Consider the following 11,752-nt stretch of genomic DNA (forward strand, 5'->3'; position numbering starts at 1 on the left):
CGCCCTCCGGGAGCGCGGTCCGGCCCCGCCGTACGGCGACGCAGAGCGCGGCCCCGCCGGTGGCCACGTTCGTCAGGCGCTGCACGAACAGCGCGAGGAAGAGACCGGTGACGCTGGTGGACGCCTCGGCGATCAGGGCGAACACCGTGCCGAAGCCGAGCGCGGCGACGAGTGTCAGCAGGATGGTCTGCCGCTGCACGGGCGCACCCCGCAACTGCGGACCGCCCGCCAGGACGACCCCGGTGACGGCGACCGCGATCCCCGCCACCTGCATCAGCCCGGGCCGCTCCCCGAGGAAGAGCCCGACACCGACCGGCACGGCCACGCTCAGCGTGGCGAGGGGCGAGACGACGCCCATCGGGCCCAGCGCGAGCGCCTTGTAGAAGCAGAGGAGCGCGACCGGCCCCACCAACCCCGCCGCGAACGCGAACCACAGTCGCGGTCCGGCCTCGCTCCAGCCCCCGGTGGCGACCACGACCGCGCCGAGCACGGCCGCCGCGATCCCCTGCGACACCACGACCACCGTCAGCGCCGGGGATCGTCGGGTCAGCAGACCTCCGCCGAAGTCGGCCAGCCCCCACAGGAGGCTGGTGGCCAGGGCGAAGAATGCTGTCACGGGGTGCCTCGCAGTACAGTTCGGTGAACGATCGGGTGCACCACATCGTAGTTCAGCAAAGTGAACTGCGTCATCCATAATATTGAACCGGACCGAACTGAAGATATGGACGGAACGTGTCGGACCTCGACCTGCTGAACCAGTCCCTGGCGCGCAACGTCAAGCACTGGCGCTCGGTGCGCGGCTTCACCCTGGATGTACTGGCCGCCCGGGCCGCCGTCAGCCGGGGCATGCTCATCCAGATCGAGCAGGCCCGCACCAATCCCAGCATCGGTACGGTCGTCAAGATCGGTGACGCCCTCGGTGTCAGCATCACCACCCTGCTCGACTACGAACAGGGCCCGAAGGTCCGCATCGTCCCCGCCGAGCGCGCGGTACGGCTCTGGCACACCGAGGCCGGCAGCTACAACCGCCTCCTCGCCGGCACCGAGGCACCCGGACCGCTGGAGATGTGGGACTGGCGGCTGATGCCGGGGGAGAGCAGCCTCTCCGAGCCCCACCCCACCGGCACCGTCGAACTCGTCCATGTCACCACCGGCGAGCTGACCCTCACCGTGGACGGCGAGGACCACCTCGTCCCGGCCGGCGCGAGCGCCACCTTCGAGGCCAACACCCCGCACACATACGGGAATCGGGGCGAGGTGCCGATGGAGATGGTGATGGCGGTGTCCGTCCCGCCGGTGCACCGGGAGACCCCGTGAACGGCCGTCGTACGACTGTTAGCGTGCGGTCATGCGCGCACCCATCGGACAGTTCGACCACGCCACCCCCGCCCCCGACTGCCTCGACGAACTGACCCGCCCGGTCGCCGAGGCGGTGCGCGGCTGGCACGGCAGCGTCCCCGCCGACCAGATCGTCTACGTCGACACCGACCCGGAGTGGGCCGACACCGCCACCTTCGTCGAGCACTACGGCCGGGAACTGCTGGAGCGGTCCGCGAACTGCGTGGTCGTGGCCGGGAAGCGCGGCGGCGAGACGATGCTCGCCGCCTGCGTGGTCCTGTCCACCACCCGCGTCGACGTGAACGGCGTCGTGCGCCGCCAACTCGGCGCCCGCAAGGCCTCGTTCGCCTCCATGGACACGGCGACCGGCGAGAGCGGCATGGAGTACGGCGGCATCACACCCGTCGGACTCCCCGCCGACTGGCCGGTGTTGGTGGACTCCGCCGTCGTCGACCTCCCGTACGTCCTGGTCGGCAGCGGACGCCGCCGCGGCAAACTCCTCGTCCCCGGCAAGGCGTTCGCCGAGATCCCGGGCGCGGTGGTGCTGGATGGGCTGGGCGTCGCCTGAGCCCCGGGTTCGGACCAGCGCGTGATGGGCCACCCTCCTGCACACGCTGACGGTTCAGCGCTGAGGGTCCTTGCCGAGGTACGACTCCGCGAACGCGAGCCCGGCGGCGGGGGATTCGAAGACGCGGCGCAGTCGGGCGAGGGTGGTGCCCGCGAGGTACGGGTCGCCGGACGAGGCGCCGTGGTACACCTCGGAGAGCCACCGGGAGAACTCCTGGTACTCCCACACCCGGCCCAGACACGCCTCGGAGTAGTCGCCCAGGCCCGCCGAGTCGCCCCTCGTGAGGTGGGCGACGAGCGCGTCGCCGAGCAGGAACGCGTCGTGCAGGGCGAGGTTCATGCCCTTCGCGGCGATGGGCGCGGTGAGGTGGGCCGCGTCGCCCGCGAGGAAGAGCCGGCCGAACACCATGGGTTCGACAACGTAGTTGTGCATGTCGAGCACGCGCTTCTCGATCAGCCGGCCCTCGGTCAGCGGCCGTGCGCCGGTCGCGGCGAGCCGGTGCTGCAGCTCGGACCAGACGCGCTCGTGCGGCCAGTTGGCGATGTCGTCGCCGGGCGGGCATTCCAGGTAGTAGCGGGTGACTTCGGGGCTGCGCGCCATGTGCCCGGCGAAGCCGCGCGGATGGACGCCGAACAGTACGCAGTCCGAGGACGGCGGTGCCTCGGCGAGCAGCGCGAGCCAGCCGATGCCGTAGTCGTGCCGTGCGGTGCGGGCCCGCTCCTCGGGTATCGCGGCCCGGCTCACCCCGCGCGCGCCGTCGCAGCCCGCGACGAAGTCGCCCTGCACGAGCCGTCGTTGGCCGGTTTCGGGGTCGGTGTACGACACGGCCGGGCGGTCGGTGTCCAGGTCGTGCAGCTCGACGTCCCGCACGCCGAAGCGGATCTCGCCGCCGCGTACGTCCGCGTACTCCCGCACCAGGTCCGTCACCAGCAACGGCTGCGGATAGACGTAGTGGTGATGCCCCGTCAACTCGGTGTAGGAGAACCGGTGTCGCTGTCCGCCGAAGCGGAACTCGCACTGGGTGTGCCGCTGCGCCCGCTCCAACAGGTTCTGGGCGAGGCCCCGTTGCTCAAGGCCGCGGGCGGCCCACTCCTCGATGACCCCGGCCCGGGGCCGCTGTTCGATGAACTCCCTGGTCTCGGTCTCCAGGACCAGACAGTCGACTCCGGCCGCGCGCAGGATGTTGCCGATGGTGAGCCCGGCGGGGCCGGCGCCCACGACGACGACCGGAAAGCGTTGCGGGGAGGGCGAGTTGGGGTGGGGGGAGGCGAAAGTCACCGGACCAGTATGACCGTGTCCGGACAACCGAAAACCGGCCACCTGTACGGTGGCCGGTTCGGATCGCGGGTGAGGAGGGGCGGATCAGTGCGCGGGCGCGTCCGTGACCACGACCTCGTCGATGCTGCGCTCGATGTCCTCGACCGTGGACGAGGTCGCCCTGGCCCAGTAGTAGATGCCGATCGAGAAGACGGCGATGAGCAGGATGTCCCACCACAGCGGGATGTTGCCCTGACCGCCGAAGCCGCCCTGCCAGGAGATCACGCCCATGCCCAGCAGGTAGACCGGCAGCCACTGTGCGGCCCGGAAGTCCAGCCGGGGTGCGTCGGGCCGCTCGCTGGCCGTGGCGTACCAGGCGTAGGTGCCGAGCAGCAGGTAGCCGAGGACGATGGCGATGCCGAGCCGCCACAGGGTGTCCCAGCCGGCCCAGTAGATGATGAGGTTGGCGACCACGAACGACAGCGGGGAGATGACCTTGCCGGCCGGCAGCCGGTAGGGACGTTCGAGGCGCGGCAGCTTGTCGGCGAAGACGCCGTAGGCCAGCGGAGCGCCCGCGTACATCAGCACGCTCGCCGAGGTGATGAAGCCCACCAGCTTGTGCCAGCTGGGGAACGGCAGGAAGCAGATGATGCCGGTCACGAAGGACATGATGAGGCCGAACCACGGCACACCGCGCTTGTCGGTCTTCGCGAAGATCTTGGGTGCGTAGCCGTTCTTCGCCAAGCCGTAGGAGACGCGTGAAGTGGCCGTGGTGTAGATCAGGCCGGTGCCGCCGGGGGAGATGATCGCGTCGAGGTAGAGGACCACGGCCAGCCAGCCGAGGCCCACCACGGTCGCGAGGCCGGCCCAGGGGCCGCTGTCGCCCTTGAACGCGAGGTGCGCCCAGCCGTTCGCGAAGGCGGCGTGCGGCAGTGCGGCGATGAACACCACCTGGAGCAGGACGTAGATGACGGCACCGATCGCGACCGAGCCGAGCGTGGCGCGCGGCAGGTCCCGCTTCGGGTTGCGGCTCTCGCCCGCCAGCTGGATGGCCTGCTCGAAGCCGAGCAGCGCGAAGATGATGCCGCTGGTGCTGATCGCGGTGAGCACGCCCTTGGCGCCGAACGGCGCGAAGCTCTCCGAGTGGAAGTTGGCCGGGTGGAAGTTGCCCACGGCGACGACGAAGATCGCGCCCAGCGGAACGGCGATCTTCCACCAGGTCGCGGCGCTGTTGGTGTGCGCCAGCACCCGTACACCGAAGAAGTTCACCCCGACGAAGACCGCCATGAGCACGACCGCCACCAGCAGACCGGTGGTCGTCAGGGTCTTGTCCGCGTGCTGGAAGTGCTTGGCCCACGACCAGTGACCGGCGTAGCCGATCATGGCCTCGACCTCGATCGGCGCCACGGTCGCGGCCTGGAGCCAGGAGAACCAGCCGAACGACATGCCGGCCAGTCCGCCGAACGCGTAGTGCGGGTAGCGGGCGGTACCGCCCGCCACCGGGAACATGCCGCCGAGCTCGGCGTGCACCAGGGCCAGCAGTACGATCGCGACCGCGCCGATCACCCACGAGATGATCGCCGAGGGACCGGCCTGGATGGCGGCGTCGTGCGCGCCGTACAGCCATCCGGAGCCGATGATCGAGCCAACCGATGCCCACGTCAGCCCGATCAGGCCGACGTCCCGCCGCAAACCGCTCGGATCCTTGGTGGCCTCCGGGACGAGTTTGTCAACACTCACCATGTCAAGGGGCCTCTCGAAGTCAGCACGAATGCTTAACGGGCAAGAGGCCTCAGGCTAGGAATGAATGAATATTTACAGAAGTCCGTTGCCTGAAATTTTACTTGCCTTCGAGGTGTTCTTTGGCATGTTCACAGACTTCTTACGGTGGCTTCTTACCGCGTGTCAGCCGGAACTGCGGCCGAGGGCCGGGATCTCGATCGCCGGGCAGCGGTCCATCACCATCTCCAGGCCCGCTGCCCGGGTCCGCTCATAGGCGGCCTCGTCGATCACGCCGAGCTGGAACCAGACGGCCTTCGCGCCCTTGGCGACCGCCTCGCCCGCGACCGCCCCGGCGAGGTCGCTGTTGACGAACACGTCGACGACGTCGACCTCGAAGGGGATGTCCGCGAGCGAGGCGTACCCCTGCTCGCCGTGCACCGTCTCGGCCTTGGGATGGACCGGGACGACGCGCTTGCCGAAGCGCCGCAGCACCTCCGCGACGCCGTACGCCGCGCGGGACCGGTTCGAGGACAGGCCCACGACCGCCCAGGTGTCACCGGACTCGGTGAGGATCTTGCGGACCGTTGCTGAGTCGCCGTACACGCTCGGCCTCCTTGGTGTGCGTGCGGAGTCTGACGCGTGGCACAACGGTGCGCGGCGGGCGGGGATTCCCTCAGTCGGAGACCACCGAGGTGTTGAGGCCCTTGTCGTAGTGGTTGTCGGCGATCTTGATCCCGGAGCTGCCGTGGAAGACGAACAGCGGGGAGGTGTACGGCGGCTGGTCCGGTCCGGCGAGGCGGTGGACCGTATTGCCGGTGAAGGTGAAGCCGCCGACGCTCTTGGCGTTGACGACCGTCACGTCACCGATGTCGAAGGTGTTGTGCTCGACCGCGATGTTGTGGTGCACCGGGTTCGCCGGGTCGACGACCTGGTTGGTGGGCTCCACGAAGATGACCGGGCCGGTGGGCCGGGTGAAGGTGTTGTCGCGGATCGTCAGGTCGGACACCGGGCCGGACTCGTACCACTGGTAGGCGTCGGCGGAGACGTAGATGCTGGCCATGGACATCGCGTCGAAGCGGTTGCCGCTGATCAGGACGGGCTTGCGGGTGGTGACCAGGATGCCGCGGGTCGGCACGTTGCGGAACACGTTGCCGGAGATGACGACAGACGGGGTGGCCGTGATGTTCTCGACGACCGTGCCGCCGATCTGGACCCCGGCGGGCACCGGCCGGTCGAAGGTGACGTTCATCGTGGTCAGCGATTTCGAGTGGTCCATGCCGCTCGGGCCGTCGACCGCCGTGACCTTCGCGTGCGGGTCCGCCACCGGGGTCATTGTGCGCTGCGTCGTGAACTCGACCTCGTCCCCCGGCGCGAACTGCGGGAACCCGGCGGTCTGCGGGTGTTCGTAGGCGAGGGTGAGGGTGTTCGGGCCGGGCTGCCCCACGACCTCCAGGTACGTGCCGTGGATGTTGATCGGGTCGTCGTGCGGGCCGTCGAAGAGGCTCCGGGTGATGGAGACCTTGCCCTTCACGCCGGACATCTGCACGAAGTCCGCGAACGAGGCCGTCGACCGGCCGGACTTCGGGTCGGGCGCGAAGTTCACCTTGTCGATGGTGATGTTCTCGCTGAACTGGCCCACCACACCGAAGGACTGGAGGTAGTAGGCGTTCATCGAGCGCATCGTGACGTTCTTGGACTGCCAGATGAAGGCGCCCGGCTCCGTGCGTTCGATGAGCCGCATCTGGTAGACGAGACCGGAGTCCGACGGCTGTGCCGCGGTGGTGTAGTCGATACGGATCCGGCGGTTGCCGAGGTCGGTGACCGAGGCGACGTCGTTGAACAGCGGGTTGTCCCCGCGCCAGGTCTTCTGAGCCTCGGGGTCGTGGATCTGGGTGTACTGGAGTCCGTCCTCGCCCGTCCAGTACGGCTGTCCGGTGGTCGGACTCTTCTCGCCGAGCCAGGTGATGTGCGTGCCGTTCACCTGGTACGGGCTGCCGGCCGGGATCGACAGGACGCGGTAGGCGTGCCCGTCGCTGACACCGGCGGTCGCCACGGTCGCGTCGATCACCTCCGGGGCCGCGTAGTCGAAGGAGAAGTTCTGGAAGGTCACGTCGGTCGAGCGGATCGACGCGAAGGCCGTCTGTAGACCGTGGTAGACGAGCTTCGCACCGCCGCCGTCGACGGTGACGTCGTGCATGTCCTCGATCAGCAGCCCGATCTTCTTGTCCCGGTAACGCTGGTCGGCGCCAACGGTGTTGGAGACATACAGCTCACGCGTCTCGGCCCGCTCGGGGTAGAGCTGATAGGTGCCCTTGGAGAAGACGATCCTGACCGGCCGGCCGTGATCGACCTTCTTCGCGTGCCGCAGCGCCGCGACCACGGCGGGCGTCGAGTCCGTCCGGCCCGTCGGATCCGCGCCGTACGCGTCGACTCTCACCACCGCCGGCGCGGGCGTCGCTCTCGACGCCGCGGCGACGGGACCTCCGCCGCCGACGAGCAGCGCGAGCGCCACTCCCAAAAACACGAACCTAGACCGAGACATAGCCCCTCCGGAGCATTCATGAGTCGCCAAACACCCGATGAATAAACGGAGTTACGGCCGGTTCATGCCGGTCGGATCTCCGACTGGAGTGTCCATAGATCCGACCTCTAGGTCAATGGTCCGGACGAGCAAGGGAGTTCAGGCTTTCGGCGCCGCCGTGCTCGCGCGGATCACCAGTTCGGGATCGAAGAGGAGTTCCCCGACGGGGACGTCACGGTTGCCGACCAGGGCGAGGACGCTGCGGCCCGCCTCCGAGGCCAGCCGGTCGGCCGGCTGCCGGACCGTGGTGAGCGGCGGGTCGACGAAGTCCATGATCATGGAGCCGTCGTAGCCGACGACCGACACATCGCCCGGGACGTCGTACCCCTGGCGGCGCGCGCCGCGGATCGCGCCCAGCGCCATGTAGTCGCTGGCGGCGACGATCGCCGTCGCGCCGCGGCCGAGGAGCGAGATCGCGGCGGACTGGCCGCCCTCCACGGTGTACGACTGCCGGACCACCCACTTCTCCGCGTCCTCGACACCGCGCTTGGCGAGCGAGGTGACGAAACCGCTGACGCGCCGGTCGGCCGGACGGTTGCCGACCGGGCCCGAGGCCATGCCGATACGGCGGTGTCCGAGCCGGTACAGATGGTCGACGGCGAGTTCGGCGGCCAGCAGATCGTCGGTGGAGAAGACGGGCGCCTCGCTCACGCCCTCGAACCGGCCGTTGATCCCCACGAACGGGATCCTGCGGGAGCTCAGGAGTTCGTACGCCTGCGGATCCGCGCCCTCGATCGTGTTGCTGGCCGAGAGGAAGACCACGGCGGCCACACCCCGGTCCGCGAGCGAGGTCACGAAGTCCAACTCCTGGACTCCGCCCGGGAAGCACGGGCACAGCACCGTCTTCAGACCGTGCGGGGCGAGCACGGACTCGATCCGCTCGGCGACATCGGCGAAGAACGGATTGGAGACCAACTCGGTGACCACAGCGACGAGTTGCCCCCGGGTCTGCCGCTCGTACCCCAGGTCCGCCATCGCCTGCTCGACGGCCTCACGGGTCCTGCGGGACACGCCCTGGCGCCGGTTGATGACCCGGCTGACCGTGGCCTCGCTCACCTGCGCCCGCTCCGCGACCTCGGTGATGCCGACCTTCATACGGTTCCCTCCACCCCGACTTGCAACAGTCGGCTGAAAACTTTCAGCCCGATCTCCCGCGCAACATAGCAGCGAAACTGCATGTCTTCCATGTTTCTTGCGCATGACCATTGAATCGCCACTTGGGCCCCTGCTAGCTTTCCGGCCACCACGCGGCCCTCATGCCGCGGTGACCGAAGACCCGGGAGAACCGATGAAGCCCTCAAGGCTCATGCTGCTCACCGCTGTTGCCCTGCTCGCACCGATGGCTCCCGCTCTGTCGGCCACCGCGTCCGCCGCACCCCTTCCCCAACTCGCCATCCCCGACCCCGGGTTCGAGAACGGTGGCACGGGCTGGACCTTCACCTCGGGCGCCGGCGTCGGCACCGGCAACCGGCACGGCGGCGAGCGCTTCCTCTACCTCGACTCCGGAGCAGGCAAGAGCGGAGAGACGACCATCGTCGCGCCCCGCGACGGCAGTTACGACTTCTCCGCGTGGATCGGCAGCGCCGGCACCGGCGGCACGTACACGATCCGGCGCAACGGCGAGACCGTGCAGACCATCACCCTGCCGCAGCACCCCGGCTACGCCCGCTACACCATCAGCGACGTCAAGCTGAAGACCGGCGACCGGCTGCAGATCGAATTCGGCTCCGGCAGCTCCTGGGTCAACGCCGACGACCTGATGATCTCGCCCGCCGCGCCCGCCGACCCCAAGGTCACCTCGTCCGACCCCGCGGTGGTCGAGATGTTCGACTGGGCGCAGAAGAAGGCCAACAGCTGGGTGCAACTGCCCGGCACGGTCGGCCCGGTCAACGTCGACGAGTACCAGACAGGCGGCACCGGAACCGCGACGTACGAGCCCACCTACTGGGCCGGATACGCCAACCGCAGCGCCTACTACTCCCGCGACATGACCCACCAGCTCGCCGGCGCCCACCTCATCGGCCTCGACACCGAGAACGAGACCATGCTCCGCTCCTACGCGGCGTCGGCCACCGCCGAGAGCAAGTACTTCCCGGTGTGGTCCCTCAACTTCGACGCCAAGACCTATCTGAGCATCGACTACAAGAGCCCGGACAACTTCGTGCGCGAGGTGCCGGCCGTCTTCGAACTCGTCGAGAAGGCCGCCCAGGCCTACCAGTGGACCGGCGACCGCAGATACGTGGACGACCCGGTGCTGTGGAACTTCTACCGGCACGCCACCGAGCAGTTCATCGACCTGCACAACTCCGCCAAGGACAACGGCAAGGTCAAGGTCGCCGAGGGCACCGGCCAGGGCATCTTCGCCGGCGCCGCCAGCTACAACGAACAGGACGGCGACGACCTCGCCGAGGCGGGCGACACCATCGCCACCGAGTACCAGGCCTACCTGGCGATGGCAGTGCTCGCCCGAGGCAAGGGCGACACCAAGCTCGCGAAGACCTACGACAAGCGGGCCGCCGACCTGAAGACGTACTTCAACGACGACTGGAGCGGCACCGGCAGCGGCGCCGACATGGTCCGCGCCTACACCGTCTCCGGCACCCCGGTCACCGGCTGGGGCAAGGAGAACAGCGTCTTCATGCCGATGAAGCAGATCATCGACCCCGGCCCGCGCAACGACGCCTACCTCGACTACATCGAGCAGCAGGAACTGGGACCGCAGGGATCACCCAACATCGAGTCGACGACCTACCTCCCCGACATGTTCTTCAAGAACAACCGCCCCGACACCGCCTGGCAGTGGATGCAGAAGATCTACGGCGAGCGGGAGACCCAGCACGTCAACTCCAGCCAGGGCCCGAACGGTGACTACCCCGAGGTGTCGTTCACCCTGGTCAGCCAGACCATCCAGGGCCTGATGGGCATCACACCGGACGCGCCGGACCACCAGGTGACCACCCAGTCGCAACTGCCTTCGGGCATGAAGTGGCTCCAGGCGGCGGACGTCCCCATCGGCACCGGCACGGTCACCGTGCGGCACGACGGCGCCACCAAGACCACGCTGACGAACAACTCCCGCAAGGGCTCCTACAGTTGGGAGGCCCGCTTCGCCGGCGTCCACAAGAAGATCAAGGTCAACGGCGTCCCGCAGCGCGTGCGCGTCAAGACGGTCCACGGAGTGACCTACACGTACGCGACACCGACGGTCCGGGCCGGGGCGACGACGGTCGTGCAGGTGACCGACTGACGCGAACTCCCGCTCACCGAGGGCCCCGTAGCGCGTCGGCGAGATCGTCGAGGTACGCCGCGACGGGGCCCAGGGTGAGCAGGCCGCTGCCCGCTCCGGCCAACTCGGCTGCGGCGGGCGTCAGTTCGGTCTGCGCGCGCTCCATGGTGTCCCGGTCGCCCACGGCGAGCGCCGCCCGCGCGGCCAGGCACCACATCGCCTCGAACAGTAGGTCGCGCGGCGGATCCGGGAGTGAACGCAGCACGGCCCGGGCGTCGTTGGGCCGGCCGTGGGCCAGCGATACGAGCGGGCGGGCCCATGGTTCGTACGGCCCCCAGTCGATGTGCTCGTCCGTCTGGGCGGGCTGCCCGTGCCGCACGCGCAGACACAGCAGGGCCAGCGGCAGCAGCCCGTGTTCCAGCCCGGGCATTCCGGCTCCGTCCAGCCGTCGCGCCGCGTCACGGTAGGCCGCCGCCACCTCGTTCGGCCGCGCACTCCCGGTCTCGGCGAGCCGCAGCACCCGGTACCACTGGGTGAACACGCCCACCAGCGGCAGTTCATGACGCTCCGCCAGCTGCTCCGCGGCTGCCGCGTGCCGGTCCGCTCCGGTGAAGTCCGCGAGGGCGCCACGGGCCTGGAGACGGACGAGATGGCCGAGCACTTCATGGGTGACCATGCCGTGCCGGGCGGACAGGGCGACCAACTCGGCGCCGATCCCGTCCCGTTGCGGGGCCAGGCCAGCGCGGTGGAAGGTCTGCATGAAGATCCCGTTGAGGGCGAAGGCCAGCAGCGCGGGGTCGTTCAACCGGCGGGCGATGTCCTCTGCCTGGCGGGCAGCCTGCGGTCCGCGCGCCGAACGGGTACCGCGTGACTCCAGGGCGATCGTGGCCAACAGGCGGGCCCGCGCCGCGAGATGGGCGTCCGGCGGGAGTGCGGCAAGGGTGCGCTCGGCGGCGGCCACGGTCTCCGCCGCCTGCCGGGGGTCGTCGACACGGGTCCAGATCGCCGGGACGTCGTAGGCGCCGATCACCCGGGCGGTGAGTTCCGGGTCGCCCAGCTC

Annotated in this window: 9 protein-coding genes and 1 pseudogene; 3 read left to right on the plus strand and 7 right to left on the minus strand. The window is 69.1% G+C overall.

Going from position 1 to position 11,752, the window contains the following annotated elements; translation table 11 throughout:
• On the minus strand, window positions 1-616 hold a 616-nt coding region (locus R6V09_RS33145; RefSeq protein WP_317885156.1), incomplete at its 3' end, for an EamA family transporter.
• A 116-nt stretch (window positions 617-732) separates the two neighbouring features.
• Here R6V09_RS33145 and R6V09_RS33150 point away from each other — a divergent pair.
• Together R6V09_RS33150 and R6V09_RS33155 are read left to right on the plus strand one after the other, a co-directional pair.
• Window positions 733-1,317, plus strand: coding sequence for a helix-turn-helix domain-containing protein (locus tag R6V09_RS33150; RefSeq protein WP_317885157.1), 585 nt, complete (start codon window positions 733-735; stop codon window positions 1,315-1,317).
• Window positions 1,318-1,348: 31 nt separating this feature from the next.
• Complete coding sequence (locus R6V09_RS33155; RefSeq protein ID WP_317885158.1) at window positions 1,349-1,906, plus strand: YbaK/EbsC family protein; 558 nt, start codon at window positions 1,349-1,351, stop codon at window positions 1,904-1,906.
• A 54-nt stretch (window positions 1,907-1,960) separates the two neighbouring features.
• Here R6V09_RS33155 and R6V09_RS33160 read toward each other — a convergent pair whose 3' ends face one another.
• The 5 genes from R6V09_RS33160 to R6V09_RS33180 form a co-directional block, all read right to left on the minus strand.
• A complete protein-coding gene (locus tag R6V09_RS33160) occupies window positions 1,961-3,184 on the minus strand; it encodes a 4-hydroxybenzoate 3-monooxygenase (RefSeq protein ID WP_317885159.1) in 1,224 nt (407 codons plus the stop codon).
• A gap of 84 nt (window positions 3,185-3,268) precedes the next feature.
• The gene (locus R6V09_RS33165) at window positions 3,269-4,906 is read right to left on the minus strand and encodes an APC family permease (RefSeq protein WP_317885160.1); all 1,638 of its coding nucleotides are present in this window, start codon (window positions 4,904-4,906) and stop codon (window positions 3,269-3,271) included.
• Between the two features lie 162 nt (window positions 4,907-5,068).
• Entirely contained in the window at window positions 5,069-5,488 is a 420-nt protein-coding gene (locus R6V09_RS33170; RefSeq protein ID WP_317885161.1) for a CoA-binding protein, read from the minus strand.
• A 70-nt stretch (window positions 5,489-5,558) separates the two neighbouring features.
• Complete coding sequence (locus tag R6V09_RS33175; protein WP_317885162.1) at window positions 5,559-7,409, minus strand: right-handed parallel beta-helix repeat-containing protein; 1,851 nt, start codon at window positions 7,407-7,409, stop codon at window positions 5,559-5,561.
• Window positions 7,410-7,565: 156 nt separating this feature from the next.
• Window positions 7,566-8,561 (minus strand): LacI family DNA-binding transcriptional regulator, encoded by a 996-nt coding sequence (locus R6V09_RS33180; RefSeq protein WP_317885163.1) that lies wholly within the window; start codon window positions 8,559-8,561, stop codon window positions 7,566-7,568.
• A gap of 193 nt (window positions 8,562-8,754) precedes the next feature.
• On the opposite strand from R6V09_RS33180, the gene R6V09_RS33185 reads away from it, so the two are divergent.
• Window positions 8,755-10,713, plus strand: coding sequence for a hypothetical protein (locus tag R6V09_RS33185; RefSeq protein ID WP_317885164.1), 1,959 nt, complete (start codon window positions 8,755-8,757; stop codon window positions 10,711-10,713).
• Between the two features lie 13 nt (window positions 10,714-10,726).
• Here R6V09_RS33185 and R6V09_RS33190 read toward each other — a convergent pair.
• Window positions 10,727-11,752 (minus strand): annotated as a pseudogene (locus R6V09_RS33190) (SARP family transcriptional regulator); the annotation flags it as partial.

Source organism: Streptomyces sp. W16 (genome assembly GCF_033194735.1).
Taxonomy (GTDB): domain Bacteria; phylum Actinomycetota; class Actinomycetes; order Streptomycetales; family Streptomycetaceae; genus Streptomyces.

Bases quoted from the DNA above. Each gene is read 5' to 3' on its own strand.
- R6V09_RS33155 (WP_317885158.1), top strand. From the start codon at position 1,349: ATGCGCGCACCCATCGGACAGTTCGACCACGCCACCCCCGCCCCCGAC.
- R6V09_RS33165 (WP_317885160.1), bottom strand. From the start codon at position 4,906: ATGGTGAGTGTTGACAAACTCGTCCCGGAGGCCACCAAGGATCCGAGC.
- R6V09_RS33180 (WP_317885163.1), bottom strand. From the start codon at position 8,561: ATGAAGGTCGGCATCACCGAGGTCGCGGAGCGGGCGCAGGTGAGCGAG.
- R6V09_RS33185 (WP_317885164.1), top strand. From the start codon at position 8,755: ATGAAGCCCTCAAGGCTCATGCTGCTCACCGCTGTTGCCCTGCTCGCA.